The 25,371-nt window shown below is 56.7% G+C and carries 27 protein-coding genes; 16 read left to right on the forward strand and 11 right to left on the reverse strand.

Annotated elements, in window-relative coordinates:
* The first annotated feature begins 105 nt into the window (after positions 1-105).
* The 3 genes from rsmD (at position 106) to ggt (ending at position 3,045) form a co-directional block, all read left to right on the forward strand.
* On the forward strand, positions 106-705 hold the full coding sequence (rsmD, locus tag ACJJIK_RS14750; protein ID WP_444943186.1) for a 16S rRNA (guanine(966)-N(2))-methyltransferase RsmD: 600 nt from the start codon (positions 106-108) through the stop codon (positions 703-705).
* 76 nt (positions 706-781) lie between these two features.
* The gene (coaD, locus tag ACJJIK_RS14755; protein ID WP_444929039.1) at positions 782-1,258 is read left to right on the forward strand and encodes a pantetheine-phosphate adenylyltransferase; all 477 of its coding nucleotides are present in this window, start codon (positions 782-784) and stop codon (positions 1,256-1,258) included.
* Positions 1,259-1,320: 62 nt separating this feature from the next.
* A complete protein-coding gene (gene ggt / locus ACJJIK_RS14760; RefSeq protein WP_444943187.1) occupies positions 1,321-3,045 on the forward strand; it encodes a gamma-glutamyltransferase in 1,725 nt (574 codons plus the stop codon).
* An 88-nt stretch (positions 3,046-3,133) separates the two neighbouring features.
* Here the strand turns inward: ggt and ACJJIK_RS14765 are convergent, their stop codons facing one another.
* The 6 genes from ACJJIK_RS14765 to radC form a co-directional block, all read right to left on the reverse strand.
* Entirely contained in the window at positions 3,134-3,655 is a 522-nt protein-coding gene (locus ACJJIK_RS14765; RefSeq protein WP_444943188.1) for a disulfide bond formation protein B, read from the reverse strand.
* 19 nt (positions 3,656-3,674) lie between these two features.
* On the reverse strand, positions 3,675-3,827 hold the full coding sequence (locus tag ACJJIK_RS14770) for a DUF5993 family protein (RefSeq protein ID WP_444932358.1): 153 nt from the start codon (positions 3,825-3,827) through the stop codon (positions 3,675-3,677).
* A gap of 71 nt (positions 3,828-3,898) precedes the next feature.
* Positions 3,899-4,714: a bifunctional DNA-formamidopyrimidine glycosylase/DNA-(apurinic or apyrimidinic site) lyase gene (gene mutM, locus ACJJIK_RS14775; RefSeq protein ID WP_444929042.1), complete on the reverse strand. Its 816-nt coding sequence runs from the start codon at positions 4,712-4,714 to the stop codon at positions 3,899-3,901.
* 98 nt (positions 4,715-4,812) lie between these two features.
* Positions 4,813-4,968 carry a 50S ribosomal protein L33 gene (rpmG, locus tag ACJJIK_RS14780; RefSeq protein WP_020413983.1) on the reverse strand — a complete coding sequence of 52 codons (156 nt, stop codon included), beginning with the start codon at positions 4,966-4,968 and terminating at the stop codon, positions 4,813-4,815.
* Positions 4,969-5,004: 36 nt separating this feature from the next.
* Positions 5,005-5,241, reverse strand: coding sequence for a 50S ribosomal protein L28 (gene rpmB / locus ACJJIK_RS14785; RefSeq protein WP_020413982.1), 237 nt, complete (start codon positions 5,239-5,241; stop codon positions 5,005-5,007).
* A gap of 215 nt (positions 5,242-5,456) precedes the next feature.
* Positions 5,457-6,131, reverse strand: coding sequence for a RadC family protein (gene radC, locus ACJJIK_RS14790; RefSeq protein ID WP_444943189.1), 675 nt, complete (start codon positions 6,129-6,131; stop codon positions 5,457-5,459).
* Between the two features lie 148 nt (positions 6,132-6,279).
* Between radC and coaBC the strand changes: the two genes are divergently transcribed.
* The 4 genes from coaBC to slmA all read left to right on the forward strand — a co-directional run bounded on the left by coaBC (position 6,280) and on the right by slmA (position 11,708).
* Positions 6,280-7,485 carry a bifunctional phosphopantothenoylcysteine decarboxylase/phosphopantothenate--cysteine ligase CoaBC gene (gene coaBC / locus ACJJIK_RS14795; RefSeq protein WP_444943190.1) on the forward strand — a complete coding sequence of 402 codons (1,206 nt, stop codon included), beginning with the start codon at positions 6,280-6,282 and terminating at the stop codon, positions 7,483-7,485.
* A 65-nt stretch (positions 7,486-7,550) separates the two neighbouring features.
* Positions 7,551-9,926, forward strand: a complete 2,376-nt coding sequence (locus tag ACJJIK_RS14800) for a phosphomannomutase/phosphoglucomutase (protein ID WP_444943191.1) — start codon at positions 7,551-7,553, stop codon at positions 9,924-9,926.
* 144 nt (positions 9,927-10,070) lie between these two features.
* Positions 10,071-10,988 carry an acetylglutamate kinase gene (gene argB / locus ACJJIK_RS14805; protein WP_444929046.1) on the forward strand — a complete coding sequence of 306 codons (918 nt, stop codon included), beginning with the start codon at positions 10,071-10,073 and terminating at the stop codon, positions 10,986-10,988.
* Between the two features lie 111 nt (positions 10,989-11,099).
* The gene (gene slmA, locus ACJJIK_RS14810; RefSeq protein WP_108735025.1) at positions 11,100-11,708 is read left to right on the forward strand and encodes a nucleoid occlusion factor SlmA; all 609 of its coding nucleotides are present in this window, start codon (positions 11,100-11,102) and stop codon (positions 11,706-11,708) included.
* 49 nt (positions 11,709-11,757) lie between these two features.
* Here slmA and ACJJIK_RS14815 read toward each other — a convergent pair whose 3' ends face one another.
* Positions 11,758-12,354: a hypothetical protein gene (locus ACJJIK_RS14815; RefSeq protein ID WP_444929047.1), complete on the reverse strand. Its 597-nt coding sequence runs from the start codon at positions 12,352-12,354 to the stop codon at positions 11,758-11,760.
* A 47-nt stretch (positions 12,355-12,401) separates the two neighbouring features.
* Positions 12,402-13,055 carry an orotate phosphoribosyltransferase gene (pyrE, locus tag ACJJIK_RS14820; protein ID WP_444929048.1) on the reverse strand — a complete coding sequence of 218 codons (654 nt, stop codon included), beginning with the start codon at positions 13,053-13,055 and terminating at the stop codon, positions 12,402-12,404.
* A 114-nt stretch (positions 13,056-13,169) separates the two neighbouring features.
* Between pyrE and ACJJIK_RS14825 the strand changes: the two genes are divergently transcribed.
* Positions 13,170-13,937, forward strand: coding sequence for an exodeoxyribonuclease III (locus tag ACJJIK_RS14825; protein WP_444929049.1), 768 nt, complete (start codon positions 13,170-13,172; stop codon positions 13,935-13,937).
* Positions 13,938-13,991: 54 nt separating this feature from the next.
* Here the strand turns inward: ACJJIK_RS14825 and rph are convergent, their stop codons facing one another.
* A complete protein-coding gene (gene rph, locus ACJJIK_RS14830) occupies positions 13,992-14,711 on the reverse strand; it encodes a ribonuclease PH (RefSeq protein ID WP_444929050.1) in 720 nt (239 codons plus the stop codon).
* A 109-nt stretch (positions 14,712-14,820) separates the two neighbouring features.
* On the opposite strand from rph, the gene ACJJIK_RS14835 reads away from it, so the two are divergent.
* The 8 genes from ACJJIK_RS14835 to ACJJIK_RS14870 all read left to right on the forward strand — a co-directional run bounded on the left by ACJJIK_RS14835 (position 14,821) and on the right by ACJJIK_RS14870 (position 24,032).
* The gene (locus tag ACJJIK_RS14835; protein WP_444929051.1) at positions 14,821-15,708 is read left to right on the forward strand and encodes a YicC/YloC family endoribonuclease; all 888 of its coding nucleotides are present in this window, start codon (positions 14,821-14,823) and stop codon (positions 15,706-15,708) included.
* A gap of 44 nt (positions 15,709-15,752) precedes the next feature.
* Positions 15,753-16,307: a rhomboid family intramembrane serine protease gene (locus ACJJIK_RS14840; RefSeq protein ID WP_444929052.1), complete on the forward strand. Its 555-nt coding sequence runs from the start codon at positions 15,753-15,755 to the stop codon at positions 16,305-16,307.
* A gap of 529 nt (positions 16,308-16,836) precedes the next feature.
* On the forward strand, positions 16,837-18,573 hold the full coding sequence (locus ACJJIK_RS14845; RefSeq protein ID WP_444929053.1) for a S8 family peptidase: 1,737 nt from the start codon (positions 16,837-16,839) through the stop codon (positions 18,571-18,573).
* A 299-nt stretch (positions 18,574-18,872) separates the two neighbouring features.
* On the forward strand, positions 18,873-20,117 hold the full coding sequence (locus ACJJIK_RS14850) for a sterol desaturase family protein (RefSeq protein WP_444929054.1): 1,245 nt from the start codon (positions 18,873-18,875) through the stop codon (positions 20,115-20,117).
* Positions 20,118-20,340: 223 nt separating this feature from the next.
* Positions 20,341-20,961 carry a guanylate kinase gene (gene gmk / locus ACJJIK_RS14855; RefSeq protein WP_444929055.1) on the forward strand — a complete coding sequence of 207 codons (621 nt, stop codon included), beginning with the start codon at positions 20,341-20,343 and terminating at the stop codon, positions 20,959-20,961.
* Positions 20,962-21,059: 98 nt separating this feature from the next.
* On the forward strand, positions 21,060-21,323 hold the full coding sequence (gene rpoZ / locus ACJJIK_RS14860; protein ID WP_444918601.1) for a DNA-directed RNA polymerase subunit omega: 264 nt from the start codon (positions 21,060-21,062) through the stop codon (positions 21,321-21,323).
* Positions 21,324-21,375: 52 nt separating this feature from the next.
* On the forward strand, positions 21,376-23,493 hold the full coding sequence (spoT, locus tag ACJJIK_RS14865) for a bifunctional GTP diphosphokinase/guanosine-3',5'-bis pyrophosphate 3'-pyrophosphohydrolase (protein ID WP_444929056.1): 2,118 nt from the start codon (positions 21,376-21,378) through the stop codon (positions 23,491-23,493).
* Positions 23,494-23,648: 155 nt separating this feature from the next.
* Positions 23,649-24,032 (forward strand): Rid family detoxifying hydrolase, encoded by a 384-nt coding sequence (locus ACJJIK_RS14870; RefSeq protein ID WP_413663831.1) that lies wholly within the window; start codon positions 23,649-23,651, stop codon positions 24,030-24,032.
* Between the two features lie 39 nt (positions 24,033-24,071).
* On the opposite strand, the gene ACJJIK_RS14875 is transcribed toward ACJJIK_RS14870, so the two are convergent.
* Positions 24,072-24,956, reverse strand: a complete 885-nt coding sequence (locus ACJJIK_RS14875; RefSeq protein WP_444929057.1) for an NAD-dependent epimerase/dehydratase family protein — start codon at positions 24,954-24,956, stop codon at positions 24,072-24,074.
* Between the two features lie 142 nt (positions 24,957-25,098).
* A complete protein-coding gene (locus ACJJIK_RS14880; protein ID WP_444929058.1) occupies positions 25,099-25,359 on the reverse strand; it encodes a GlsB/YeaQ/YmgE family stress response membrane protein in 261 nt (86 codons plus the stop codon).
* Between the last annotated feature and the right edge of the window lie 12 nt (positions 25,360-25,371).

Raw genomic sequence — 25,371 nt, forward strand, 5'->3', positions numbered from 1 at the left:
TTCTTCTTTTTGCGCAGGAAGTCAAAAATCATTCGTATGTCCGGATGTACCGCTTGCAGAAAGACGCTAATCTTAGCACCGCTAAGCCCCCAGTAGAGAGTTACCTTGGCCAGAAATTCATCACAAAAGCAGAGCCCACAAAACCTTTCACAGTTACGCATCATTGGCGGACAGTGGCGCGGGCGCAAATTACAGTTTGCCCCAGTGGAGGGATTGAGGCCTACCGGCGATCGATTGCGGGAGGTCCTGTTTAACTGGCTACAGTTTTACCTGCCCGATGCCCGCTGCCTGGACCTGTTTGCCGGTTCCGGGGCCCTGGGCCTGGAAGCCCTGTCCCGGGGCGCGGCCTCGGTGGATTTTGTCGAGCTGAATAGCCGTGCCGCCCGAACCCTGACAGAGCAATTGAAACTGTTAAACGCCCGGGGAGCCAGGGTCCACAACTGTAGCGCGGAAGCGTTCCTGGAAAACCGTGGGAACCAATACGACCTGGTATTTATCGACCCCCCTTTCGCCGGCAATCTCTGGCAGGCAACTCTGGGCGCCCTATCCGAGCACCTCTCCCCAGACGCTTTAGTCTATGTGGAAACGCCGCGAGACACGGCAATCGCGGGCCTACCCGGCTGGGAGCTACAAAAAGAAAAGCGCGCCGGGCAGGTATGTATGCGCTTGTTTCACCGTTCCACGCCCCCAATTAGGAACGAATAAGCAGATTCGGTTTTGACCTTAGCCGTAAATTGTTTACCATTCGCATCCCATTCGACCCGCATTTAAGCTCTGGCGTATGAAAAAAGTCGTCTATCCCGGAACCTTCGATCCCATCACCAATGGCCACTTGGACTTGGTGGAGCGCGCATGTCGCCTGTTTGACCACGTTATCGTGGCTGTGGCTGCCAGCACGCGCAAGAACCCCCTGTTCACCCTAGAGGAGCGGGTTGATCTATCCCAACAGGTTCTCGGTCACTTGCCCAATGTTGAAGTTATCGGATTCGATATACTCCTCGCCGATCTGGTGCGCCAAGTAGATGCCTACGGCGTACTGCGCGGCCTGCGCGCGGTATCCGACTTTGAATACGAGTTCCAGCTGGCCAATATGAACCGCCAGTTGGCGCCCAATATGGAAAGCCTGTTCCTGACACCGGCAGAACACTTGTCCTATATCTCCTCCTCTCTGGTGCGCGAAATTGCCTCCCTCAACGGCGATGTGACTAAGTTTGTTCCGACCGCCGTACAGAGCGCTCTGCAAGAGAAATTTCGTTAAGCCGGAATCGGACTCTTTCTGATACACTCCAGCGGATTTATCCACAATCTGCGGAGTGTTACGTGCGCCATCTTCTCTTCGCCTTTGCGCTGATTCTGAGTCCCCCTTTCGCCTTTGCCGATGAGCCGCAACCGGAGTTCGATACCGGTCGCACTGCGGTCAAATCCTCAACGGCCAACTTCTATATGGCAGTCACTGCCAACCCCCACGCCAGCCGGGCCGCCGAGCAGATACTCGCCCGGGGCGGCAGCGCTGTGGACGCGGCCATTGCCGCACAGATGGTGCTGGGACTGGTAGAGCCGCAGTCGTCCGGCATTGGCGGCGGGGCATTTATGCTCAGCTATGACGCCACCGCAGAAAAGCTCAAATACTACGACGGGCGCGAGACAGCGCCGTTCCAGGTCGACGAAAACTACTTTATCCGCGACGACAAGCCGCGCTCATTTATTGAGGCGGTGATCGGCGGCTATTCCGTAGGAGTTCCCGGTGTTGTGCGCATGCTGGAAATGGCCCACAAGCGCGATGGTAAACTGCCCTGGGCACAGCTATTCCAGCCGGCAATCCAGCTGGCCAAATCCGGCTTTCCCATATCGCCGCGCCTCCACCAGCTGTTGCTGCGTATGCCAAAAGTGGCCGCGCGCCCGGAAATTGCCCGCTATTTCTTCAACCGTGATGGCAAGCCCCTGCCGGTGGGTCACAACTTGAAGAACCCGGCCTATGCGGAAACCCTGGAAGCCATTGCCCAGGGCGGCGCCGATGCCTTCTATCACGGTGATATTGCCCGGGCGATCGTCAAGGCCGTGCGCCACGACAGCGCCAACCCCGGCCTTCTCAGCCTCGCAGATATGGCTGACTACCGCGCCAAAGAGCGCCAGCCCCTGTGTTCAGAGTTCCTCGAGTATCGCGTGTGCGGTGCCGATGCCCCATCGTCCGGCGGCACCACCGTCGGTGGCATCCTGGGCATGTTGCAGCAGTTCCCTCTGCAACGCCTGGAGCCCGGCAGCGACCTGCTCACCCATTTGTTTATTGAGGCTTCGGAGCTGGCCTTTGCCGATCGCAACACCTACTCCGCTGATGCCGACTTTGTCCGCGTGCCCAGCAAGCCACTGGTTTCCAAAGACTACTTGGCCCGTCGCGCACAGTTGATCGACCCGGATTCCGCCACGGCGGCAATTCCCGGCAGCCCCGTAGAACTCGGGGTAAAGCGGGTGATGGCGCAATCGCCGGAGCTGCCCAACACCAGCCATTTAGTGATTGTCGACCGCTACGGCAATGGTGTCAGTATGACCACCAGTATTGAAACAGGCTTCGGCTCGCGCCTGATGGTGAAGGGCTTCCTGCTCAATAATCAGCTCACCGATTTTTCATTTACTCCGCAAAACAGCAGCGGGGAGCGGGTCGCCAACCGCATTGAAGCGGGGAAACGGCCGCGCTCCTCCATGTCCCCTACCATCGTTTTCAACAAAGACGGCAGTATGCGCCTTCTGGTGGGCTCCCCCGGGGGTTCTCGTATTATCGACTACACCGCGCGCACAATTCTCTACCATCTGGGCTTAAATATGCCCATTGCCGAGGCGATTGCTGCGGGAAATATTGGTGCTATTGGCAGTAAAGTTGAGTTGGAACCTGGCTTTTTCAGCCCCGAGACCATCGAGAAGCTTGAGGCTCGCGGCCACGAGATTGTCGAGCGCAGCCTCAACAGTGGTATTCACGCAATTGCCCTGCAAAATAACAAATTGTATGGGGGCGCCGACACCCGCCGCGAGGGCAGCGCCCAGGGGCGTTAACACCTATCAACCCGGGGGGCTCCCCCCGGGCCTCCCCTATAAATCAGCCCCTCTTCCCTACAGCAAGCCTGTATCACCCGCCCCAAGACTACAACCAGTGATAGCCAAATGACCCGCTGGTGCAGGGGCCCAAACCGCACTCGATCAGAGCCCCAAGCAGATTTATCAACACTGCGACAGAGAATAACAGGGCAATACACTTCTCACTCAAAGAGAGTTCCCTACGGCTAAAGTTTCGCCGCTTTAAGCCGAGCATCAGGGCAATACCGCAGTAGATCAACAGGGCAAAGAAAGCCAGCGCAGACCAGGTGTACAAGTGCAGGCCAAATAGCGGGCTGCCAAACCCGGCGGCGGCGGGCAAAATATGTAGCAGTATCTGCCTGACAGCGGCGCCCAAACCGGCGAGCGCCGAGAGAACCACGACGCCGTAGTGCTCGGCTCGAACCCCGAAGCGCAGGTTCAGCATCAACCCCACGCCGGCCATGGCAAAAGCAACTCGCTGCAAAAGGCAGAGGGGACAGGGTTGCTGGTGCAATACCCACTCTATAGTGAGCGCGCTCCAGAGGATTATGGTCACCGCCGACAGCGCCAGGCTGTCCAACCTTCTCACCATCAACACCGTTCAGTCCCTAAAAAGACAGCGGGAGTTCCCGCGTCATATGATAGCTACACCAGGCGATATAGATCAGCAGGGTCGACAGCCACCAGCCCATCGCAGGGCGGCGGCGCCCCTTCCAAACAGCCCAGATCGATAGGGCAATCGTAAGAAAAGGCAGCATCATGACCACGGGAGTGCTCCTGATCGACAACAGGGTAGTATCAGTATTGCCCGGAGCGACTCAAAAAGTATGGTTTAACGCTGGCAACTGGAGCAGAAAAAGGTGTTTCTCTGCCCCAGTACCATATCGCGAACCGCTCGGCCGCAAGTGGGGCAGGGCTCGCCCGCACGGCCATAGACGTTGAGCTGCTGGGCGAAATAACCGGGCTTGCCATCGCCGCCGATAAAATCCCGCAAGGTAGTGCCGCCCTGGGCGATCGCCTGGCTCAGCACCCGCTTTATGGATTCCGCCAGGCGCTGATAGCGGGCTTTAGATATAGAACCGGCCTGCCGGTCGGGGCGAATGCCCGCCAGAAATAGGGATTCACTGGCGTAAATATTCCCCACTCCCACAACGATGCGGCCATCCATAATAAAGGTTTTGACCGACTGCTTGCGCTTGCGCGAGGACTCGAACAAATAGTCACCGCTAAACTCTGCCGAGAGGGGCTCGGGGCCCAGATGGCTAAGCAGGTCGTGGGCCAGTGGGTCCGCCACCGTCCACAACAGGGCGCCAAAGCGGCGCGGGTCGCGGTAGCGCAATATGAGACCGCTATCCAGACGCCAGTCGATATGATCGTGCTTTTCCGGCGCCAGTGCGGCCTCAACCATACGCAGACTGCCGGACATCCCCAGGTGCCAGATAGCACAGCCTTTGTCGGTATGCACCAGCAGGTACTTGGCCCGACGCTCCAGCTTCAGTATGCGGGCATTGCGAATACGGCGGGCAAAGTCTGCCTCCACGGGCCAGCGCAGCTGATGCTGGCGCACCTCAGCGGAGCGGATTTTATGCCCCTCCAGGTGGGGCTGTAGACCTCTGAGGGTGGTCTCTACTTCCGGAAGCTCTGGCATCGTCTGCAATAACCCTGTGTAAAGCGGCAGTTCAATTTCCGCTACGCACAAAAAAGCCCGGTAAAAACCGGGCTTTTTTGTACACTAGCGGTCGGCAATTACTTAATTTTGCCTTCCTTGTACATTACATGCTTGCGTACAACGGGATCGTACTTTTTGATCTCCATTTTCTCAGGCATGTTGCGCTTGTTTTTGGTAGTGGTGTAGAAGTGACCAGTACCGGCGCTGGAATTCAGACGAATCTTCTCACGCATTGCTCTATCTCCAATCTATTAGCTGGGCTACAGCCGTTACACTTTTTCGCCGCGGGCGCGCAGCTCAGTCAGAACAGCGTCGATACCTTTCTTATCGATAACGCGCATGCCTTTCGCGGAAACGCGCAGCTTCACAAAACGCTTCTCGGATTCAACCCAGAAGCGGTGGCTGTGCAGGTTCGGCACAAAGCGACGCTTGGTGCGGTTCTTAGCGTGGGATACATTGTTTCCGGTGACCGGACGCTTACCGGTTACCTGACATACCTTGGACATCTGTTGGCCTCTTCAAAACGCTTGTGCCCGCATGGCGCCAATCCTGAAGAGGAAAAGGTAGTGCGGGAACATAAAAATCGGGATTCTAATCCGGTTCCTGGATGGCGGCGGAACCTGTGCAGAATCTGGCCCGGCCGCAAAGAGCGGCGTTTTATACCAAAAGAGCCCGTAGGGAGCAAGTTTTGTACAACATTTCAACGCCGAGAACGACGCCTTTACATCAGACCCCGCTCCGCAAAGGATAGCGCCTTGCCCTCGCCGACGATCAAATGGTCCAGAACCTTGATGTCCACCAACTCCAGCGCCTGGGTCAGGCGCTCGGTAATCCAGATATCCGCCTGACTGGGCTCACTGACCCCAGACGGGTGGTTGTGCGCCAAAATAACCGCCGCCGCCCCCTTCAGCAGCGCCTGCTGTACCACCTCGCGCGGATAGACATTCGCGGCATTCAGTGTCCCCTCAAACAGCTCTTCAAATGCGATCACCCGGTGTTGACTGTCCAGATAGAGACAGCAGAACACCTCCCTGCGCCGATGTCTGAGCTGGATGGCCAGGTAATCCCTGACTGCTGCGGGACTGCACAGGGCACTGCCGTGCTCCAGGGTTTCCTCCAGGTGCCGCTTGGCCATTTCCAGGGCCGCCTGCAACTGGGCAAACTTGGCATCGCCGAGCCCCCGGGCGCGGCAAAAGTCCTCGCGCCCGGCCTCCAGTAGGCGGCGCAAGCCGCCAAAGTCGTTGAGAAGCCTTCTGGCCAGATCCACCGCCGAAAGGCCGGGCAGCCCCACGCGCAGAAAAATGGCCAGAAGTTCCGCATCCGACAGGGACTCAGCCCCTCGCTGCAACAGTTTTTCCCGAGGCCTCTCGCCTGCGGGCCAATCCTTTATTTTCATAGACAACCCAGTTGGTCAGTAACTTATCCGTCGCACCCCTACTGAATATCTTTTCCATATTGCATCGGCGAAACACTGCCGCCGCCTTATAAGAAGCGACACAGAAATGCTAATCTTACCGGCTCGCACCCAATCGGAAACTGTATCTATGTCCTCTCTGGCCGACAAACGCATACTTTTAGGTATCAGCGGTGGAATTGCCGCCTATAAGAGTGCCGACCTGGTTCGCCGGCTCAAAGAGCGCGGTGCCGATGTCCGGGTGGTAATGAGTGCGGGGGCACAGGAGTTTATACAGCCGCTGACCTTTCAGGCACTGTCTGCCAACCCGGTGCACACAGACTTGTTGGACCCTTCAGCAGAGGCCGCCATGGGCCATATCGAGCTGGCAAAATGGGCCGATCTTATCCTGATTGCGCCAGCCAGTGCCCAGCTAATGGCAAAGCTGGCCGCCGGTATGGCGGATGACCTACTGACCACTCTTTGCCTGGCCAGTGAAGCCCCCCTGGCCCTGGCCCCGGCCATGAACCAGGCCATGTGGCGGCACCCGGCCACCGCCGCCAATGCACAGACCCTAAAAAATCGCGGCGTTATATTCTGGGGCCCGGGCGCGGGCAGCCAGGCCTGTGGCGACGTGGGCCCCGGCCGTATGTTGGAAGCGGAAAATCTGGCGGAGCACAGCGAGGCCCTATTTGGTACAAGCCGCGCACTGCTGGGGCGCAGAGTCGTCATCACTGCCGGCCCCACCCGGGAGGCCATTGATCCAGTGAGATTCCTCAGCAATCACAGCTCCGGCAAAATGGGCTTCGCCCTCGCTGCGGCGGCGCAAAATGCCGGTGCCGAAGTCACCTTGATCGCCGGCCCCGTCACTCTGGATACACCGCCAAAGGTCAAGCGCGTCGATATTATCAGCGCCCAGGATATGTATGAGGCCGCACAAAGTGCCGCCGACCAGTGCGATATCTTTATCAGTGCCGCAGCCGTTGCCGATTTCCGCCCCGCGCAAATCGCTACACAGAAAATCAAAAAGAAAGACGGGCAAGATGATGCCGCCATTGCCCTGGTCAAAAACCCCGATATCGTTGCCGCTATTGCCGCGCGAACTGAGCTGCGGCCATTTACCGTGGGCTTTGCCGCTGAAACCCAACAGGTTCTCGCCCACGCCCAAAGCAAGCTCCAGCGCAAGAACCTCGATATGATTATTGCCAATGATGTAAGTCAGCCGGATTCGGGGTTTAACAGCGACCACAACGCGGTCACCGCGATAGATGCCGATGGCCAGAGCCGATTGGCTCCCGCACTAAAGACCGAGCTGGCCCGGCAACTTATCGAGCTCATCGCCTCTAAGGCTGTGTAACAATCTTTACGCGCAAAATAGGGATACCTGTGGCCTCCAACAACAAAAAGAAACCGGGCAGTACCATGCAAAAAAGGTTACTTTTACCATCGCTATTAATTCTTGTCGCCTGGCTGGGCTGTGCCTACCTATTCGTTCAGCACTTTGTGATACCGCACAATCACACGCAGATTGAACTGGCCTCCCAGAAAAAAACGGCTGAACTCGCCCAGGTAGTGCAATCCTACCTCGCAGACTATTCAGCCCGCCTACAGGCTCTGGAATCGCGCAGGCTCCCCACAACAACCCTGATTAAAACGGCCAAACTGGCCGAGCAGGTATCCCTGCAAGCTTTTTCCTCCGAGCAGGTTCACGTCGGCTCAGGGCAGAGCCCATCCCTGAATTATGCCCTGGTCGACCTGTTAAAACGCGGCCGCGCAACACCGGGGCAGCCGGTGGAAATACTGCGCACAGGTGCGGAGAATGCCTGGCAATTACACAGTGTTATCAACCGGGAAAATGAGCAGCTACTGGCTACCCAGCCCTTTACCGTGCTGGAAAATACCTTAAAAAAACTGGGCAGTAGCAGTGGGCAAATTCAGCTGATGCAGAAGTTTCCCGACGCGCACCGGCAAACACTTTGGCGCGCGGGCCAGGGCAGCGGCCACAACGCGGTAGAGAGCCTTGCGGGCAGCTATCTAAGCCTGCACTTCAGCCCCTCCAGCAGCTTTATCGAACAGCACAGCCTGCCCACCTCCTGGGCTTATATCGGCGCCGGTATTGGGATACTGATAAGCCTGCTGGTACTGCTCAAACTCCAGCCCCGCGACGCCAGAGCGCCGTGGGAGAGGGGCAAAAGAACTAGCGGTACTGCGCTGAACAGGCCACACCGGCAATCTTCGGACGAGGGGGCCGCACAGATTTCCGACACTAATTTTCTACCACAGAGTTTGGCCTCGGCACCGAGCATTTCAGGCTCTGATTCGGAAGGTTCAGAAGGCGAAACAAAGGAAAATCCCCCTGAAGACTTGCCGGAAAGCAAAGTCGACAAGTCCGATCTGTCGCTCAAGGCGGAGTACCCCCAGCACGTTTTCCGCGCTTACGATATTCGCGGAATCGCCGAACGGGAAATCAACGAACCTTTCGCCTACCAACTGGGTCGGGCACTCGGCACCCTGGGACAGCATGCCGGTGAACACCTGCTGCTCGTTGGCCGGGATGGGCGCAATAGCAGCGAAGCGCTCAGCCAATGCCTGCTTGAAGGTATCCTCGACAGTGGCTGCAACTCGATCAACCTCGGCCTGATTCCATCGCCGCTGCTCTATTACGCCTGTGCGAAAGGAAAAAATACCAGCAGCGGCGTCATTGTTACCGCAAGCCATAATCCAGCGGACTACAACGGCTTCAAAATCGTACTGAAAGGTCGCGCCCTGGCGGAGGACAAGCTACAGGGCCTCTACCAGTTAATGAAGAAGGGGCCGTTTAAAAGTGGTAAAGGTGTTAACCGCGAGCAGGAAATCACCGATAAATATATCGATGAAGTGTTCAACAACATCGCCCTCGCCGGTCAGCCACACCTGGTTGTCGACGCCGGCAATGGCGCCACCTCCAACCTGGCACCCCGCCTGTTTGAACAGCTGGGCTGTGCGGTAACGCCTATCTTTTGTGAGGTGGATGGCAACTTCCCCAACCACGCACCGGACCCTTCCAGGCCGGAAAATCTCCAGGCGCTGATCGAGAAGGTGCAGGCGAGCGGCGCCGACCTGGGCGTGGCCTTGGATGGCGACGGCGACCGTATCACTCTGATTTCAAGCAGCGGTCGTATCGCCTGGGCCGATCAACTGGTTATGCTGCTGGCACGGGATATCCTCGCGCGCAATCCCGGGGAAAATATTGTCTTCGATGTTAAAAGCAGCCGCAGTTTATCCCAACTCATCAGCCAATATGGGGGTCGCCCCATTATGTGGAAAACCGGCCACTCCCCGATGAAAGCCAAGATGCTGGAGACTAACGCGATCCTGGGTGGCGAACTGTCGGGGCATATATTTATTAAAGACCGCTGGTTTGGCTTCGACGATGGCATCTACGCAGCTGCGCGGGTGCTGGAAATCATGGCGCTGCGCGAACAGAGCCTGGATGAGCTCCTCGACACCCTGCCGAAAATGCACAGCACCCCCGAGATCCTGCTCCCGGTAGAGGAGGCGGAAAAATTCTCACTGGTACAACAGCTGCGCGAAAAGGGAAATTTTGCCAACGCCGATATCAATACTATCGACGGTCTGCGCATAGAGTTCCCCGATGGCTGGGGGCTGATACGCGCCTCCAATACCACTAGCGCGCTGACCCTGCGCTTTGAGGCCGAAAACGAGCAGGCCCTGGAGCGCATCCACACAGAGGTGATGGGGCAGCTCAGAAAAATTGCGCCGGCAATTGCAGTACCCGACTGGCAGCTGCTCGATTAAGATAAAAAGGCGGCACAGCCGGTGTCGCCATCAGGCTGCGGCCGTATTGCCAAGAGCACCATCCACCACATTTGTTTTAAACCTTTGGCGACTCAAGCCCGCACCCCAAGCCCGCTTGTTCGTCCCCAGTGTAAGGAATTGCCCATGTCCCTAGATCTAAACGCCGCACTGAAAAGTGCCCAGGTTCTCAATGAGGCGCTGCCCTATATTCAGCGCTTTACGGGCAAAACCATTGTGGTCAAGTTCGGTGGCAACGCCATGGTGGATGAGCAGCTACAAAACAGTTTCGCCCGGGACATTATCCTGATGAAGCTGGTGGGTATGAATCCGGTGGTGGTGCACGGTGGCGGCCCTCAAATCGGCCAATTGCTGGAAAAACTCAGTATTGAGTCCCGCTTTGTCGATGGGATGAGAGTCACCGATAGCGAAACTATGGATGTTGTAGAGATGGTCTTAGGGGGCACCGTCAACAAACAAATCGTCAACCTGATTAACAAAAATGGCGGTCGCGCCGTTGGTGTGACCGGCAAGGATGGGCTGCTGATTAAAGCGCGCAAATTGGCCCGCAAAAATGACAGCGCCGGCTTACACGCCTCTGAAATTATTGATATTGGCCAGGTTGGCGAGGTAGAAAAGGTCAATATTGATGTGATCAATATGCTGGTGCACAGCGACTTTATCCCGGTGATTGCGCCTATTGGGGTCGACGGCAACGGCCTCTCTTACAATATTAACGCCGATCTCGTCGCCGGAAAAATTGCCGAAGAGCTGAAAGCGGAAAAACTGATGTTGCTCACCAATGTCGCGGGGCTACAGGATAAGAGCGGCGAAGTCCTCACCGGCCTTAGCACTCATGAAGTGGAGAGTTTAATTCAAGATGGCACCATCTACGGTGGCATGCTGCCAAAAATTGCCTGTGCCCTGGAGGCCGTACAGGGCGGGGTAAATTCTGCTCATATTATTGATGGCCGTGTGCCCCACGCCATATTGCTCGAAATATTTACCGATCGAGGCGTAGGTACTTTGATTACCAACCACGAAGCGCAAACTGTGGACCACTAGGCCCTTGGCAATTGAAGACAGCCCGGCGAATCGGTAGGATTCCGCCGCCGTCAAAATAAGGCGACAAGAGCAAAACTAAATTCCGCCCCCCAAGCGGACCAAAGGCAGTCAATGAGCAGCGAAAAAATCAATCGGCGTCAACAAATTCTGGAAGCCCTGGCACATATGCTGGAAGTCAGTCCCGGCGCACGAATTACAACAGCAGCACTGGCCAAGGAAGTCGGCTTCTCAGAAGCCGCGCTATACCGTCACTTCCCCAGTAAATCCAAGATGTTTGAAGGGCTGATCGAATTCATTGAGGAGACTATCTTCAGCCGTATCGCCATGATCCTGCAGGAAGAGCCCTCGGCGCTCAATCGCTGCCAGAAAATTCTGCAGCTCCTGCTGGCCTTCTGTGAGCGCAACCCCGGCATCACCCGCCTGCTCACAGGCGATGCCCTCACCGGTGAGACGGAAAGGCTGCACGGGCGCATCCTACAGCTGTTTGATCGCCTGGAAACCCAAATCCGGCAGATCTTGCGCGAAGCCGAATTGCGCGAGCACCTGCGCCCGACCCTGCCCCTCGGCGGTGCCGCCAACCTACTGTTGGCCAGTGCAGAGGGTCGCATCGTGCAGTACGTGCGCAGCGGTTTTAAGCGTAAACCTACGGAATATTGGGCGGAACAGTGGCCGGTATTAACGGCTGGTTTTTTCCGCGAGACAGTGGCTGCGGCCAGATAGAAGTGATCTCCCGGTGGACGGCTTAGCCGCTGCCCGCCAGGGAGACTGACTAAGTCTTAGAGGTAAGCTCGCTATAACGGGCTACTGCCTTATCGAAATCATCGCTAATGGTGCCCGCCTCAGTCGCCCGCCGGCTGAGGCGCTCCTCCAGCACTTCCATTTCTTTTTGCAAGTCTGCAATCCGTTGCAACAATTCCGGGGACACCTCACGACCGCCCCGCTGTGTGCGTGCCGCAGAGGCCTCCTCTTGAGAAATCTGACGGCGCAGGCTGCCAATATTTGAGCGCATGATCGCCATATCCTGCTCGACGATCGCCAGCTTGCGCGAGCGCGCACTCTCAATATCCGCAATACTGTTATAGCGTTTGAGCAGCTTGCGATCCGCTTCGCGCTGGGCCTCCAATTGGCGCTGAATCCGATACTCTTCGGGGCTGAGCTGTGGTGCAACCACCTCGATTACACGGCCGCTAAGCGTGAGTATCTCGTAGCCTTGCGGAACAAATTCCGGCGGAATCGTATCGTTGATCACCGGGACACCCTGGTGATCGGTATATCGATACATAACCCGGCCAGTGTTACCGAATGCCTGAACAGACAGCAATAAAAGGGCACTGATTAATAGCGGCGCTATAGGGGCGATTCGCATCGCTCTCCTCTCTGAATAAGTCAGCCCACGGCCAGTGGGGTCAAAACTTATTGACCTGCCACACCGTAGCGCTGTCGGTAGTCCACAATTTTCTGCAGAGTTTCGCTATCCTTCGACTCCTGCTCGAGAAAGCTGATCACATCGTCTAACTGTACGATGCCGACCACGGGGATATTGTACTGCCTCTCAACCTGTTGAATAGCGGAAAATTCACAATCTTCGCTAGCCTTTTCCTGGCGGTTGAGGCCGATCACAACTCCCGCTGCCTCTGCACCGTGAGATTCAATAATTTGCATCACTTCGCGCACGGCCGTACCTGCAGTAATGACATCATCGATAATCAAAACCTTGCCATTAAGCGGCGCACCCACTAAGGTTCCGCCTTCACCGTGATCCTTGGCTTCTTTTCGGTTGTAACAGAAAGGCTTATCGATCCCCTTTTGGGCCAGAGCCACAGCAGTCACCGCACCCAGCGGGATACCTTTGTAGGCCGGTCCAAAAATGACATCGAACTCCACTCCCGAAGCGATGATCGCCTCGGCATAAGCCTGCCCCAGCGCTGCCAGTGCGGCACCGGTGTGAAAGCGACCCGCATTGAAAAAATAAGGGCTTTGACGGCCCGACTTCAAGGTGAAGTCGCCGAAACACAAAACCTGATGATCCAGGGCAAGTTGGATAAAATCGCGTTGATATTGCTGCATGGAAAATTGTTAACTATTGGCTAAGGTGAAGGGAGACCTCCCCGTAGCATTCCCGGGGATAGGCATGCATATAATGTTTCTAATGATACACAGTCCGCTGGTAAGGGGCTAATAATGCGAATAGTGAGCTTGTCGGTAGACGGCGTTCATCAGGCCGCTCAACGCGGTCTCTACGATTGGTTGGCGGAGCAGGATGCAGACATCATCTGTCTTCAGGACCTGCGCTCTCTCGAGCCAGAGCTGGACCACCCGATCTTCCACCCCGACGGTTATTACAGTTACTTCTTCGACTCGGGAACCCCCCATGAAAACGGTGTGGCGATCTACACCCGCAGCCAGCCCAAAGCCATTATATTCGGAATGGGTTTCGCCAATGGTGAAGATATGTACGGCCGCTATTTACAGGCGGACTTCGAGCGCCTGAGTATCGGCTCCCTGCTTGCGCCGGTCGCCACCGACGAGGCATCGCTAGAGAAAAAAGTCCAGTTCTTTGAGGATATGCAGGCGCACTTATTAAAAATCAGCCGCAAGCGCCGCGACTTTATTTTCTGTGGCAACTGGGGCATGGCTCACCGCCGCGCCGACGTACAAAACTGGCAGGACCACCAGGACTCCCCCGGCTTTATGCGCCACGAACAGCGCTGGCTGGAGCAGCTCTTCAACGATGTTGGCTATGTCGACTCCTTTCGCCGCGTCGTGAAAGATACCGACGAATTTAGCTGGTGGCCCAGCGGCACTGTCGGAGAGGGCGACGGCTGGCGCACCGATATGCAGATCGTTTCACACGGCCTGAAAAATCGTATCGAGTACGGCGCCATCAACAAGAATGTGAAATTCTCCAGCCACCTGCCGGTGATCATGGACTACGAGATCGAGGTCTGAATCACCCCCACTTCCGGCCCACTCCTCGGCGGAGAGGGCCGGATACGGATTGCGTTACTCGGCCAGTGCCCGCTTTTGCAGCGCGATCAACTCGTCGATACCCGCCTTGCCCAGCCCCAACATCTGCGCAAACTGCTTCTCGGTAAATGGCTCACCCTCAGCAGTGCCCTGCACCTCGATCATGCCGCCATCTTCAGCCATCACCAGATTCATATCGGTATCCGCTGCGCTGTCTTCCGGGTAGTCCAGGTCCAGTAGCGGCTCCCCTTGATAAATCCCCACAGACACTGCCGCCACCATATTTTTCAGCGGATCATCGGCAATAATTTTCTCCCGCTGCATATGGCGCAGGGCGTCAACCAGCGCCACACAGGCCCCCGTAATCGCCGCAGTCCGGGTGCCGCCATCGGCCTGAATAACATCGCAGTCGATAGTGATCTGGTTCTCACCCAGTTTTTCCAAATCTACCGCCGCGCGCAGAGAGCGCCCGATCAAACGCTGAATTTCCACAGTGCGCCCGCCCTGCTTGCCCTTGGCCGCTTCCCGGGGCATACGCGAACCCGTGGAGCGCGGCAGCATACCGTATTCCGCCGTAATCCAGCCGCTGCCCTGGCCGCGCAAAAAACGTGGGACTTCACTGGACAGCGAGGCATTACACAAAACCTTGGTATCGCCAAACTCCACCAGCACAGACCCCTCCGCATGACGGGTATAGTTGCGGGTAATTTTTACCGGGCGCAATTGCGCCGGCGCGCGGCCACTGGGACGCTGCATAGTCCACCTCAAATATTGAATGAAAGGCCCGCATTATATACCCCAGTATGGCGATCCAAACGCTGTGTTATTATGCCGGGCCGATTAATACGCCTGTAGGGGATCAGCTATGGCCAGTCAAAGGGAACCGAACAAAGTGCGCAGCATGACAGCCTTTGGACGCGCCGAGGCCAATTACGCAAGTGGTACGGCTATCTGGGAACTGCGCTCGGTCAACCACCGCTACCTGGAACCGCATTTCCGCCTGCCCGAAGCCGCTCGCCCTCTGGAAACACAGCTGCGCGATACCCTGCGCAAAACGCTGTCGCGCGGCAAGATTGAACTGACCCTGACCCTAAAAGCCAATAGCGCTGAGGAGAGCGGGCTGGAAATCAACCAACCCCTTGCCCAGGCCCTGATTCAAGCGGCCAAGCAAGTGGCCAGCGGCGAAGAATTACAGCCGCTCAACCCCCTGCAAATCCTCCAGTGGCCCGGTGTTATCAGTGAACCGGAAGCGGATACCGATCAACAGTCAGCGACGATATTGGCAGCTTTTCGCGAAGCGCTGGCGCAACTGCGTGCAAACCGCGAACGCGAGGGCGCTGAGCTGGCCAAGTTTATCGAGGCCCGCCTCAAGGGTATTGAAGAGCAAGTGGCCAATGTTCGCGCGCTGCTTCCACAAATCCTCGATGCACAGCGAGACAAGCTGCGCAGCCGCCTGGAAGAGCTGCAAGTAGAGCTGGATAAGGACCGCCTCGAACAGGAGATTGTCCTGCTGGCCCAGAAAGCGGACGTGGATGAAGAGCTCGACCGCCTCAGTGCGCACACCGCTGAAACCCGCCGAGTCCTGGCCGGCGGTGGCTCCATCGGCCGGCGGCTGGATTTCCTGATGCAGGAATTTAACCGCGAAGCCAACACGCTCTCCTCCAAGTCGGTAGTGACCGATACCACCCAGGCTGCGGTAGAACTCAAAGTGTTGATCGAGCAGATGCGCGAGCAGGTTCAAAATATCGAGTGATCCCCGCTTAAAGGGGGCCACCGCTTTCCCGGTAAGGAAGATCTATGCGACAAAATCTAAAGTGGGTCGGTGCTATTTTTTTAGTGCTGGCTGCGATTGAGACTATCAATCTATTGAGCGGCCGCTCGCTCAATTATTTTGGTATTGTTCCCCGCTCACTCAATCACCTCCCGCATATTTTTTCCGCACCACTACTTCACGGCAGCAGCTGGCACTTCTTTTCGAACATATTCACCCTGTGTATCTTCAGCTTTCTCGTGCTGCAATACGGGGTAAATACCTACCTGAAGGTGACCCTGGCTATCGCAATCACCACCGGACTGGCGGTTTGGCTTTTGGGGGGCAGGGGCAACCACCTGGGGGCCAGTTCAATCATTTATGGCTACTTCGGCTTTTTACTGCTCGCAGGGTTTATCAGCAGAAAATTTAGCCGTTTACTCATATCCATTGTGGTGGCCATATTTTATGGAGGCCTTATCTTCGGTGTATTGCCCCAGGGCAGGTATATTTCCTGGGAGTCCCACCTGTTTGGTTTTATCTTCGGCCTGTTGGCAGCGAAACTCTGGGCCAAGAGCCCCGGCTATAGCGAGTCCCACTAACCCCGCTGTTATTAACTCGCATTGAACCTCAAATCCCAGTAGTGCCCACTCACACTGGGATACCCCCAAGCCAGTATCCACTCCCGTTTGCGCGACAACTTTGCAAGCCGGACTGGGGAAACCCCAGGGCTACTTCTCGGCCTACAAGCGCTCCCAACTCGGAAACAGCTTTACTTAAAAATATTTGTATAAATTTTGCACTCTCTCCCTGTGACTCCCTACACACCCCAGCTGTGGATAGCCCCTCATTAATAAAATTTTTTCTCAAAATTAATCAATTTGGCGCCTAAAGCCACACAATTTTATGCGTCTTAGTTGAGGATACCAATCTCAAGATCGTCATAAATGCGTACCAATTAGAAATATCGGTACTAATTTTGACTGAATTGGCTTGTCAATTTCAAGCAAGCCCGTTTTTGGTCCATCCGCTAAATCAAACTTATTTTGGCATAGCGGCGTTATTCAGGAGTCTCCGGCCGACCAGAGTACTGGCAGCCGGATATAGAAATATCTCGGAGATATAACAATAATGAAATCATCATTAAAAAGTCTTTTGCAAAAGACGACTCTGGCGAGCGCATTGTCGCTACTGTGTGCAACCCCCTTCGCTGCCCACGCAGCAGAGGCCGACAACACACTGCTGACTGACCGCATCATCGTAAAATACAAAGACAGCGCCAAGGTTGGCAAAGCGGCCACTATGGCCACAGAAACCGTGGAAAAAGCTTCCCGCCGCGCCGGCCACAAGATGCGCCACCTGCGCCGTATGGCCACCGGTGCCCAGGTAATGCGCCTGGAGGGTCGCAAAAACAGAAGCGAAGTCAACGCGATTATCGAGCGCCTGAAGCAGGACCCGGATGTGGAATACGCAGAACCGGATCTGATCATGCAGGCGATGGCCGAGCCCAACGACCCCAGCTATCTCAACCAGTGGCACTACTACGAGTCCACCGGTGGCTTGAACCTGCCTGAGGCCTGGGACGTCACCCAGGGCGATGGCGTCGTCGTCGCAGTACTCGATACCGGATACCTGCCCCACGCCGATCTGATCGACAATATCCTGCCCGGCTACGACATGATTTCTGACACTTTCGTTTCTGTGGACGGAGACGAACGCGATGACGATCCCACCGACCCAGGTGATTGGTATGAGGCCGGTACCTGTGACGAATCCTCCGAAAGCGACAGCAGCTGGCACGGCACCCATGTAGCCGGCACCATCGCCGGGGTTACCAACAACAATATGGGGATTGCCGGTGTTGCCTACGAGGCCAAGATCGTGCCCGTGCGCGTACTCGGACGCTGCGGTGGCTACACCTCGGATATTGCCGACGGCATCATCTGGGGCGCCGGTGGTTCTGTCAGCGGCCTGCCCACCAACGAAAACCCTGCCCAGGTCTTGAACCTGAGCCTCGGCGGCAGCGGTAGCTGTGACACCACCACACAGAGCGCTATCGACACTGCGCGCGGCCTCGGCGCCACCGTCGTGGTCGCCGCTGGTAACAGTGGTGCCAATGCGGGCCAATACTCACCGGCCAGCTGTGAGGGTGTTATCACCGTTGCTGCCACTGATCGCACTGGTGGTCGCTCTTACTACTCCAACTACGGCAGTGTGGTAGATGTTGCCGCACCGGGTGGCGCACAGAGCTACGCCAACGATCCCGACGGCATCCTCTCCACCTATAACAACGGTTCTACCGACGCCGGCAGCGATAGCTACTACTACAGCCAGGGCACCAGTATGGCCGCCCCCCATGTCGCCGGCGCCGCCGCACTGATTTATGCGGTTGACCCCGACGTAACTCCGGATGAAGTGGAGTCGATCCTCACCAGCACCGCGCGCAGCTTCCCCTCCTCGTGCAACAACTGTGGCGCCGGTATTGTCGATGCGGCAGCGGCTGTCGCCATGGCGAGCGGTGACGATAGTAGCGATGACAGCGGTGATGACAGCGATAGCGGCAGTGATAGCAGCTGGACGGCGACCAACCTGTCCGGCAGCGAGGGTAACTGGGATAGATACTCGATTGATATTGAGGCGGGCACCTCCAGCCTGACCGTAGAAATCTCCGGCGGCTCCGGCGATGCAGACCTCTACCTGCGCCACGGCAGCAACCCCAACCTGCGCCGCTACGACTGTCGCCCCTATATCTCGGGCAACGACGAGAGCTGCACCATTAGCAACCCGGATTCCGGTACTTGGTATATCGGTATCCACGCCTACGAGTCCTACACCGGTGTGACTCTGGAAGCGGAAGTTACCGAGTAAATATCGGGCAACTGAGAGCGCAAAAAGGCCGGCATATGCCGGCCTTTTTGTCGATAGACTATCCCCCGAGAAAGCGGCATGCGCCACACCGCACTGAGACAACCGCTCTAGCGGCTACCCCCCTGCCAACTCGGCAATTAGCGCCGGGCATTTTCGAGCCCGCAGCTCTGTGCCTGCAAGGCGCCTTGCACGAATACTGACTGATTTCAGAATCCAAGCTCCACCGGCATTTTCGCCCCCGCAGCCCTGTGGCAGAGTCCACCAGATACGCTATTTAATAATAAAAATATGGGGCTTCTGTGAACCTGCTAACTTTCTGCATTCCATTTTTTCTTATCGCCATACTCATGGAACTCGCCCTGGACCGCTGGAAAGGCTGGGGCCTCTACCGGCTAAATGACGCTGTCGGCAACCTCAGCACGGGGATTCTCAACCGGATTATTGGCCTGAGCTATAAGAGCCTGTTCCTCGTTATCTATATCCCGCTATTTGCACTGCTACAACCCTACTATCAATTGGTCGGTTTCAATTGGTCTATCGACAACGGCTGGCACCTGGCCCTGGCGGTGCTCGCCTACGACTTCTGCTACTACTGGAAGCACCGTATCTGCCACGAAGTGAATATCTTTTGGGCGGAACACCTGGTCCACCACCAGAGTGAAGACTTCAACCTGAGTACCGCTTTGCGCCAGTCTTCCGGCGGGCTACAGCTGGACTGGATCTTTTATCTGCCACTGCTCCTGATTGGTTTGCCGGCGGAGATTGTTATTCTCGCCGGAGCTATCGATTTGATTTACCAATTCTGGGTTCACACGCAAAAAATACCCAAGATACGCTGGCTGGAATGGTGGGTAATTACCCCCTCCAACCACCGGGTACATCACGCTCAGAACCCCCGCTATATCAACAAAAACTACGGCGGAATACTCATTATTTGGGATCGTTTATTCGGTACTTACCAGCCAGAATTGGCGCAAGAGCCCTGTATTTACGGTGTGCGCAAAGCGCTGAATACCTTTGACCCCGTAGCGGCCAATTTGCAGCACTTAAAGCGCCTGGCTATCGATGCCTGGCACACCAAAAGCTGGTGGGACAAGTTCACCCTGTGGTTCCGTGCCACCGGTTACCGACCCGCCGATGTAGAAAAGTCCATGCCGGTAGCCTCCACCAATCTCGCAAACTTTAAGCCCTATGACCCGGAGATTAGCCCGGGGCTGCGCTACTACGCCCTCGCGCAACACCTGTGTTACACCGCTGCAACCCTATCACTGCTGTGGTTCACTAGCGTATTGAGCTTCGGGCAACTGATAGGCACCGTGGTAACACTGATCATTTGCCTCGCCATCAACGGAAGAATACTGGATGGTCATCCTAGCTTGAGATATATGGAGAGTCTGCGACTACTGGCATTAATTGGCGCCATACCCCTACTAAATAGTACTTATGTGCCGATTTTTATCTGCTATCTGCTTGGAAGTGCTTTGATCTGGTGGTGGTTGGCAATCCGTCACAAAGAGGATAGAGTCACCTTCGTTAGTAGTTAGCAACAGGGGGAAACCCTCGATCACAGCGAGCTGGTGGTGATTGAGAAACTCCCGCGAGGCTATCCCGGCCGGGCTCAGGTGCACAGTGGGTAAGGTGCCCTGAATCTCCCAACAGATACCCCCAACCCGGCCGGGGGCTAGCCTTGTCCCTTCACGACACAATTCCATCTTGTGGCACAAGCTTCGGTTATACTAGGCCCTTTGCTCGCGAACAGGATTAGTTGTGCAAACAGGAACCCTCTACACCGTCTCCGCCCCCTCAGGTGCAGGAAAAACCAGCTTGGTCAAAGCGCTGGTAGACAGCGACGATCAAGTGACCGTATCGGTTTCCCACACCACTCGCGCCAAGCGCCCGGGTGAGACTCACGGTACCGACTACCACTTTGTCGAGCGAGAAGAGTTTTTGGCCATGCTGGAGCGCGATGCATTTTTTGAGCACGCCCAGGTCTATGGCGACAATTACTACGGCACCGCCAAGGCCAACATCGAGGAAACCCTGGCCAGCGGCCGCGATGTGATCCTGGAAATCGACTGGCAGGGGGCCGAGCAAGTCCGCCGCCTGCGCCCCGATGCGGTGGGTATCTTTATTTTGCCCCCCTCCCAGGAAGCGCTGCGCGAGCGCCTGACCGGGCGCGGCCAGGACGACCAGGCGGTAATTGACCGCCGTATGGATCAGGCTATCGACGAAATGACCCACTATGTCGAGGCGGATTACCTGGTGATCAACGACAACTTCGACCAGGCGCTGGTGGAGCTGCGCGCCATTATCGTAGCCCAGCGGCAGCGCCTGGCAGTGCAACAACTGCGCCACGGCGAGCTGCTTCAGGCACTGTTGCGCCACTGAACCAATTGATCGAATTGCATACATTTCCCGGTCCGGTAAAATAGCCGGTCCCCTGTACAGAATTTGCCTTCGGGCACAGCAAATGGAAACGAAAGTTTATGGCACGTATTACCGTTGAAGATTGCCTTGAGCATGTGGACAACCGCTTCGAGCTCGTTATCGTCGGCAGCAAGCGCGCCCGTCAGATCGCTACAGGCGGCAGGGACCCGCTGGTTCCCGAAGAGAACGACAAACCTACGGTAATCGCCCTGCGTGAAATCGAAGAGGGCCTGGTGGATGCCGCGATCCTCGACGAGCCGGAGCGCGAAGAGGCCCCTGCAGCCATGGCGGCCCCCAACTACCTGTCAGATCAGGAAATCTGATCCGAGTTTCTAACTGAGTATTTTGTGAGTTTTACGAGAGGCGCGCGCGGCATTGCACACCATAGATAGTCTGGCCCACCGCCTCTCTTCATACCTTCCCCCCGACCAGATCCAAGTAGTCCGCCGCGCCTATTTCTACGCGGAGCAGGCTCACGAGGGTCAGCAGCGCCGTTCCGGCGAGCCCTATGTCACCCACCCGCTGGCCGTTGCCACTATTCTCGCGGGTATGCATATGGATCACGAGAGCCTGGCGGCAGCCATGCTGCACGATGTAATCGAGGACACCGGTATCCCCAAGGCGGCCCTGGCCGAGCAGTTTGGTGGAGAGGTTGCCGACCTGGTCGATGGCGTTTCCAAACTCACCCAGTTCGAGACCGACAGCCCGGCGGAAAAGCAGGCGGAAAACTTCCAGAAGATGGCGCTGGCCATGGCCCGCGATATCCGCGTGATCCTGGTCAAACTGGCCGACCGCCTGCACAACATGCGCACCCTCGGCGCACTGAAACCGCAAAAGCGCGCCCGTATCGCCCGCGAGACCCTGGAGATCTACGCGCCGATCGCCCATCGCCTGGGTATGAACGATGTCCGTATCGAATTTGAAGATCGCGCTTTTTTCGCCATCTACCCGCTGCGTGCCAGTCGCCTGCGCGCCGCTCTGGTCGCCGCGCGCGGCAACCGCAAAGAGCTGCTGGAACAAATCCAGAATGCCATAGAACTGCGCCTGCAACGGGAGGGCATCAGCTCCCTGGTGATTGGCCGGGAGAAGCACCTATTTAGCATCTACCAGAAGATGCGCGCCAAGAAAAAATCCTTTAAGGAGATCATGGATGTCTACGCTTTCCGCATTATTGTGGACAGTGTGGACACCTGTTACCGGGTGCTCGGCGTTATGCACAGCCTGTACAAACCGGTCATCTCCGAGTTTAAAGATTACGTCGCTATCCCCAAGTCCAATGGCTACCAGTCACTGCACACGGTACTGCTGGGTATGCACGGGGTGCCCATTGAAGTTCAGATCCGCACCAAGGAAATGGATGAGATGGCCAACAGCGGCATTGCCGCGCACTGGCTGTACAAGGCTTCCGGCGATGAGGTGATCAACACCGGCGGCACCAGCCAGGTGCGCGCGCGGCGCTGGGTCCAGGGCCTACTGGAAATGCAACAGCGCGCCGGCGACTCGCTGGAGTTTATTGAAAACGTAAAAATCGATCTGTTCCCAGATGAAGTTTATGTCTTCACTCCCAAGGGGCAGATCGTCGACCTCCCCGCCGGTGCCACCGCCGTGGATTTCGCCTACTCCGTACACACGGATATCGGCAATTCCTGTGTGGCCGTGCGCATCAACCAGCGCCTGGCCCCCTTGTCCCAGTCTCTGGAGAGCGGGCAAAAAGTCGAGATTCTCACCCGCAAAACTGCCCAGCCGAATCCCAGCTGGCTCAATTTTGTGGTGACCGCCAAAGCGCGCAGTGCCATCCGCCACTTCCTCAAGCACCAGCGTCACCACGACTCTATTGCCCTGGGACGGCGCCTGCTGGAAAAAGCGCTCAGCAAGTTCGACGCCAGCCTAGATGCCCTGACCCCAGAGCAGCTGGCAGCGGGCCTCAAAGAGGCCAAGTGCGCCACTTTGGACAAGCTGCTGGAAGAGATTGGCATGGGCAGCAAAGTGGCCTTCTCTGCGGCCAAGTTGCTCGCGCCGATCACCAGTGAAGAGAGCGAAACCAGCAATATCTCTTCCCCGCTGACCATCGATGCCCAAGAGGGCATGATGATCAGCTTCGCCCGCTGTTGCCGCCCCATTCCCGGGGATACCATTATCGGCCATATCAGCTCCGGCAAAGGCGTGGTGGTACACCGGGATACCTGCCGCAATACCGGTGATTTTCGCGAGCACCCGGAAAATATTATGCTGGTGAACTGGTCGCCGGACGTCACCGGAGAGTTCCTCGGCGATGTGCGCGTAGAGGTCGAATCGGAGAGAGGTATTATTGCCCGCCTGGCCACCCGTATCACAGAAGAGGGTGCCAGCATTGAACAGATCAACGTGGATGAGAAAGATGCGCACAACAGCGTGATCTCCCTGACCCTGGAAGTCAGCGGCCGCGTGCATTTGGCCCGGGTTATGAAGCGCCTGCGCAACCTCCCCTCAGTCATCCGTATCGCCCGCCCCTGACGAACTCAGGGGCGCCTCAAGCGGAGCTGCCATTCAGCGGCAAAGCGCGATATATTTAACTGGCTTCTGAAAGCCCCGCAAATAAGTAAGGGATTATTCGGAAGTTCCGTATAGGTCTTCCTTTTCAACAATATTGATAAGTAATGGAGTACCCCATGCCCAATCGAGCCGTTATTAAAACCGACCGGGCACCCGCCGCAGCTGGTACCTATTCCCAGGCAGTAAAAGTGGATAATACTGTTTACCTGTCGGGACAAATCGCTCTGGACCCAGAGACACAACAGATGATTGGCGGAGGTTTTAGCGATGAAGTCCACCAGGTCTTTCGCAACCTCAGCGCAGTCTGTGAGGCCTCTGACGGATCGCTCCAGCATATTGTGAAACTCAATCTCTACATTACCGACAGCAGCAACTTTGCCGCTGTAAATGAGATAATGGCAGAGTTTTTCGAAGAGCCCTACCCCGCCAGGGCAACCGTCGTCGTTAAGGAGTTGCCGCGGGGAGCCTTGTTTGAGGCCGAAGCGATTATGGTGACCTGAAACGTCTCGCCGAGGCGCCCGCAGTAGCGGAGGGCTTATTCAGCCCTCCGACTCCAGCAGTGCGCTGTAGCCCACCTTGTAGTCCGGGTACTTCAGCTCGTAGCCACTGGCCAGCATCAGCTGGTTGCTGAGTTTCTTCGAGCGGCGTTCGCTCGTCTGCACTATCTCGCGCAGGTGGGCACTGGTATAGCCCATCGCCTTGACCAGCCACTGCTGCAACTCGTACATCGGCACAGGTTGGCTATCGGCACCAATATAGAGTGGCTCCAGACCGCGCCCCTGTCTGTGCCGATCGATCAGGTGCAGTAGGAAGCCGATGCAATCATCCACATGGATGCGGTTGCTGTACTGCGGCGGCTGAGGTGGAGCGCAGCGACCGGCGCGAACTTGCGACAGCAGGCGATCACGACCGGGGCCATAAATGCCCGCAAAGCGCACAATGCAGCTGCTGGGAATAGCGCTGCGCATAATCTCCTCAGCCGCGAGCAAACTGTCCCCCTGAAAACCACTGGGCAGAGGCGGCGTCTGCTCATCGATAAAGTCGTCTCCACTCTGACCGTAGACCCGAGTGGAAGAGACCCAGATAACCAGGCGCGGTGGGGTCGGCAGCTGCGGAACCACCTCCGCGATTGCCCTGGCGGTTTCCACATAGGCGCGGTGGTAGCCAGTGGGCGTGTGTTCAGTGGGGGTAAATGTCGCGAGGATGACATCCGCCCCCGTCGACAACAAGCGCTCAAGGTCTTCTTTCTTGGTGGCATCCCCCCGGCGCCAGTTCACCACATCTGCCCGGCGCTTGCTCGCCAGGGCGACCAGGGGGTTGCGCCGCATCCCATAAACCGCGTACTGCTTGCGGTCTATATGCAGCGCCAGTCTCGCTCCGAGGTCACCACACCCAAGGATCCAAAGCTTTTCTTGTTGTGTCATAAAGTTCCCGGTGAACGGCTTGTACCACCCACCTTATTCCCTTGATTCAGTGCTGTTCAGCCCCAGTGAAGGTGCTGTGATCATACGGGCAAATATCATAATCAGACGCCTGTATTTAGTCGCCAGGAGCGTCTACACCGGGCTAATTACCACGCCTTTTAAACATACGGTAAATGGCAAGAAAAATGATCGCGCCAACCGTTGCCGTTATTATGTCGCCAATTCCGAAACCCGTCACTGGGCCACCAAACCCAACTAGAGCGCCGAGCCAGCCTCCGATAAAAGCACCGACGATGCCGATCACCATAGTGACGATCCAGCCACCGGGATCTCTGCCCGGCATAATCCACTTGGCCAAAGCGCCGGCGATCAACCCGAGAATGACCCAGGATAGAACCCCCATGACGTGTCTCCG

The sequence above is a fragment of the Microbulbifer regidiadema (SeqCode) genome (genome assembly GCF_052466995.1).

What these genes read in the sequence shown, in the direction of transcription:
- ACJJIK_RS14835 (WP_444929051.1), top strand. Translation starts at nt 14,821, where the DNA reads ATGGCCAGTCAAAGGGAACCGAACAAAGTGCGCAGCATGACAGCCTTT.
- ACJJIK_RS14800 (WP_444943191.1), top strand. Translation starts at nt 7,551, where the DNA reads ATGCAAAAAAGGTTACTTTTACCATCGCTATTAATTCTTGTCGCCTGG.
- rpoZ (WP_444918601.1), top strand. Translation starts at nt 21,060, where the DNA reads ATGGCACGTATTACCGTTGAAGATTGCCTTGAGCATGTGGACAACCGC.
- ACJJIK_RS14875 (WP_444929057.1), bottom strand. Translation starts at nt 24,956, where the DNA reads ATGACACAACAAGAAAAGCTTTGGATCCTTGGGTGTGGTGACCTCGGA.
- ACJJIK_RS14770 (WP_444932358.1), bottom strand. Translation starts at nt 3,827, where the DNA reads ATGATGCTGCCTTTTCTTACGATTGCCCTATCGATCTGGGCTGTTTGG.
- rpmB (WP_020413982.1), bottom strand. Translation starts at nt 5,241, where the DNA reads ATGTCCAAGGTATGTCAGGTAACCGGTAAGCGTCCGGTCACCGGAAAC.
- coaBC (WP_444943190.1), top strand. Translation starts at nt 6,280, where the DNA reads ATGTCCTCTCTGGCCGACAAACGCATACTTTTAGGTATCAGCGGTGGA.
- argB (WP_444929046.1), top strand. Translation starts at nt 10,071, where the DNA reads ATGTCCCTAGATCTAAACGCCGCACTGAAAAGTGCCCAGGTTCTCAAT.
- radC (WP_444943189.1), bottom strand. Translation starts at nt 6,131, where the DNA reads ATGAAAATAAAGGATTGGCCCGCAGGCGAGAGGCCTCGGGAAAAACTG.
- ACJJIK_RS14845 (WP_444929053.1), top strand. Translation starts at nt 16,837, where the DNA reads ATGAAATCATCATTAAAAAGTCTTTTGCAAAAGACGACTCTGGCGAGC.
- ACJJIK_RS14840 (WP_444929052.1), top strand. Translation starts at nt 15,753, where the DNA reads ATGCGACAAAATCTAAAGTGGGTCGGTGCTATTTTTTTAGTGCTGGCT.
- ACJJIK_RS14815 (WP_444929047.1), bottom strand. Translation starts at nt 12,354, where the DNA reads ATGCGAATCGCCCCTATAGCGCCGCTATTAATCAGTGCCCTTTTATTG.
- rph (WP_444929050.1), bottom strand. Translation starts at nt 14,711, where the DNA reads ATGCAGCGTCCCAGTGGCCGCGCGCCGGCGCAATTGCGCCCGGTAAAA.
- pyrE (WP_444929048.1), bottom strand. Translation starts at nt 13,055, where the DNA reads ATGCAGCAATATCAACGCGATTTTATCCAACTTGCCCTGGATCATCAG.
- mutM (WP_444929042.1), bottom strand. Translation starts at nt 4,714, where the DNA reads ATGCCAGAGCTTCCGGAAGTAGAGACCACCCTCAGAGGTCTACAGCCC.
- rpmG (WP_020413983.1), bottom strand. Translation starts at nt 4,968, where the DNA reads ATGCGTGAGAAGATTCGTCTGAATTCCAGCGCCGGTACTGGTCACTTC.
- slmA (WP_108735025.1), top strand. Translation starts at nt 11,100, where the DNA reads ATGAGCAGCGAAAAAATCAATCGGCGTCAACAAATTCTGGAAGCCCTG.
- ACJJIK_RS14870 (WP_413663831.1), top strand. Translation starts at nt 23,649, where the DNA reads ATGCCCAATCGAGCCGTTATTAAAACCGACCGGGCACCCGCCGCAGCT.
- ACJJIK_RS14825 (WP_444929049.1), top strand. Translation starts at nt 13,170, where the DNA reads ATGCGAATAGTGAGCTTGTCGGTAGACGGCGTTCATCAGGCCGCTCAA.
- coaD (WP_444929039.1), top strand. Translation starts at nt 782, where the DNA reads ATGAAAAAAGTCGTCTATCCCGGAACCTTCGATCCCATCACCAATGGC.
- ACJJIK_RS14880 (WP_444929058.1), bottom strand. Translation starts at nt 25,359, where the DNA reads ATGGGGGTTCTATCCTGGGTCATTCTCGGGTTGATCGCCGGCGCTTTG.